Genomic DNA, 2119 nt, shown 5'->3' with positions numbered 1-2119 from the left:
AAGGGGAATATCCCGCTGATACCGGGAAATATAATCTTCGTTCCGCAGTCCCCAATAGTGAATATTAAAGATATTATGTCGATTGTTGCGTCATCGCTAAGCATAGTGAATTCAGCAGTTGGCATATTTAAGTGAGGTTTGAGGAACTTGAATATTGACTCTCATTGCCATTTGCTTCCCGCAGTGGATGATGGTGTGGAGGAAATCGAGGAATCATTAGCAATCCTGGAAGAAATGAAACTTAAGGGGCTGCAAAGGCTTTATTTGACGCCCCATTTGTTCTCTCCCATAAGTCCTTCAGATCCTGCGGAAATAATGAGGCGATGGCATGAATTCAGATTCGAACTGAATAATCATTCGGTCGAAGTTCTGCTTGGTTCGGAAATCTTTCTTAGGCCTGAGGTGTTAGAATCTGATTTGATCACAATGGGTGAGTCCAATTTTCTGCTAGTAGAGCTCTCGACTCAGCAGAAACCACATTACCTTTTTGAAGTCATAGGAAAGCTTCAAAGTACGGGGTTTAGAATCATACTCGCTCATTTGGAAAGATATCATTATCTTTTCAAAAAGGTAGGATTTATCTTTGGGAAGGTAGAACCAACAGACGAAATACACAGGCTAAGAGACATGGGAGTTCTATTTCAGGTTAACTGGAACAGCCTTGATAAGGATTCAAAGGCAAGAGTTCTTGTTGATCGGAGGATTGCGGATATTACTGGAAGCGATAAGCACAAACAAGGCGATAACAGACTGCTTATCGACTTCGATGATGATCGATACAGACTTTTTCTGAACGATTCTTTTCTCTAGATGGAGGTGCTTTAGTGAGCGAGTTCGAGGGTAGTGATTACAGAGAACTGACTCTTGAAGATATTCTTAGAATGTTTAAGAAACGGATGATCCTTTTCGTTTCTATAGTGCTCGCAGTTGTTGTTGTGACGGGAATCTACCTCATTTTCGCTACTCCTATTTACGAAGCCAGCGTTACAATAAAGGTCGACCCCACATCACAATCTTCAGTAAGTGATCTCTTCAGTAGTTCCCTGACCGGTAGTTCGGGATCGAACATCTCCACTGAAGTTGAACTGATTAAGAGCCGGACAAACATTGAAGAGATTATTGAAGTGCTTGATTTGGTGGACAGAATCTATTCAGAAGAGACAAAGAACCGACTTCTTGCGGAAGGATATTCACAGAAAGATCTTGTGACATCACTAACACGCACGATTTCTTCAATGATAACGGTCTCTCCAGTCAAGGATACAAGAATTGTCAGAGTCTCGGTTCAGAACAGGGACCCAATTCTCGCAAGAGATATCGCCAATACACTAGCCGATGTTTATAATACAAAGCTCGCAGAGTTATCCAAAAGAGATTTGACAAGAAAACGAGAATTCATCGAGGCGCAGATTCCTCTACTAGAAAGTGATCTGAATGAGGCTACAGATAGGATAAAGGATTTCAAAGAGGAGACCGGAATTTACGTTCTCGACAAGCATGCCGATCTTCTTTTTCAGATGCTTAGTAGTTATGACAAGCAGTACAACGAACTTATGATATCCGCTGAAGAGAAGAAAGCGGAAATCGAGACCTATCAAAGTATGCTCGATGATTTCGACAGCAATGATTCGAAAAGCATAAAGGCTTTGTGGGTGCAAACCTCCGAGAGCTTCTCTGTTAACCCAGTTCTGACGAGTCTGAGGCAAAGTCTCGCAACTTTGCAGGTGGAGCTTGCTTCTCTAGAGGAACAGTATCCGAAAACCGATCCAAGAGTTAGGTCGAAGATAACAGAGATCTCAAAGACCGAGAGCTTGATCGAGGAACAGATACAGAATGAGTTCATAACCTCCGGTCAAGGTATGACTTTAAATCCAGCTTATCAGCAGATTATGACAGGAGTCATCAGTTCGGAAGCCGGGTTCCAAATACTTCAAGCTTCAATTCAGGCGGTGGGTCTCCTGAGAGATCAATATCAATCTGAACTCAGAAGCCTACCTGCAAAGGAACAGCAGCTACTTGATCTTGAAAGACAGATTGCTGTGAAAGAGAGCCTCTATACACTACTTCTAGAAAGGCTCGAAGAAGCGAAGATCAGTGAAGCTGCCGTAGTTGGAAACGC

The 2119-nt window shown here is 42.6% G+C and carries 2 protein-coding genes; both read left to right on the top strand.

The window, feature by feature from the left end; genetic code table 11:
- Positions 1-138: 138 nt before the first annotated feature.
- Entirely contained in the window at positions 139-810 is a 672-nt protein-coding gene (locus BG32_RS14110) for a CpsB/CapC family capsule biosynthesis tyrosine phosphatase (RefSeq protein WP_259459772.1), read from the top strand.
- A gap of 14 nt (positions 811-824) precedes the next feature.
- Positions 825-2119, top strand: a 1295-nt coding sequence (locus tag BG32_RS14105; RefSeq protein WP_259459771.1) for a Wzz/FepE/Etk N-terminal domain-containing protein, incomplete at its 3' end; no start/stop codon positions are given.

This window comes from Mesotoga sp. HF07.pep.5.2.highcov, assembly GCF_003666285.1.
Lineage (GTDB): Bacteria > Thermotogota > Thermotogae > Petrotogales > Kosmotogaceae > Mesotoga > Mesotoga prima.
The sequence above is the reverse complement of the archived record's forward strand: the minus strand, read 5'-3'. Positions and strand labels throughout refer to the sequence as shown.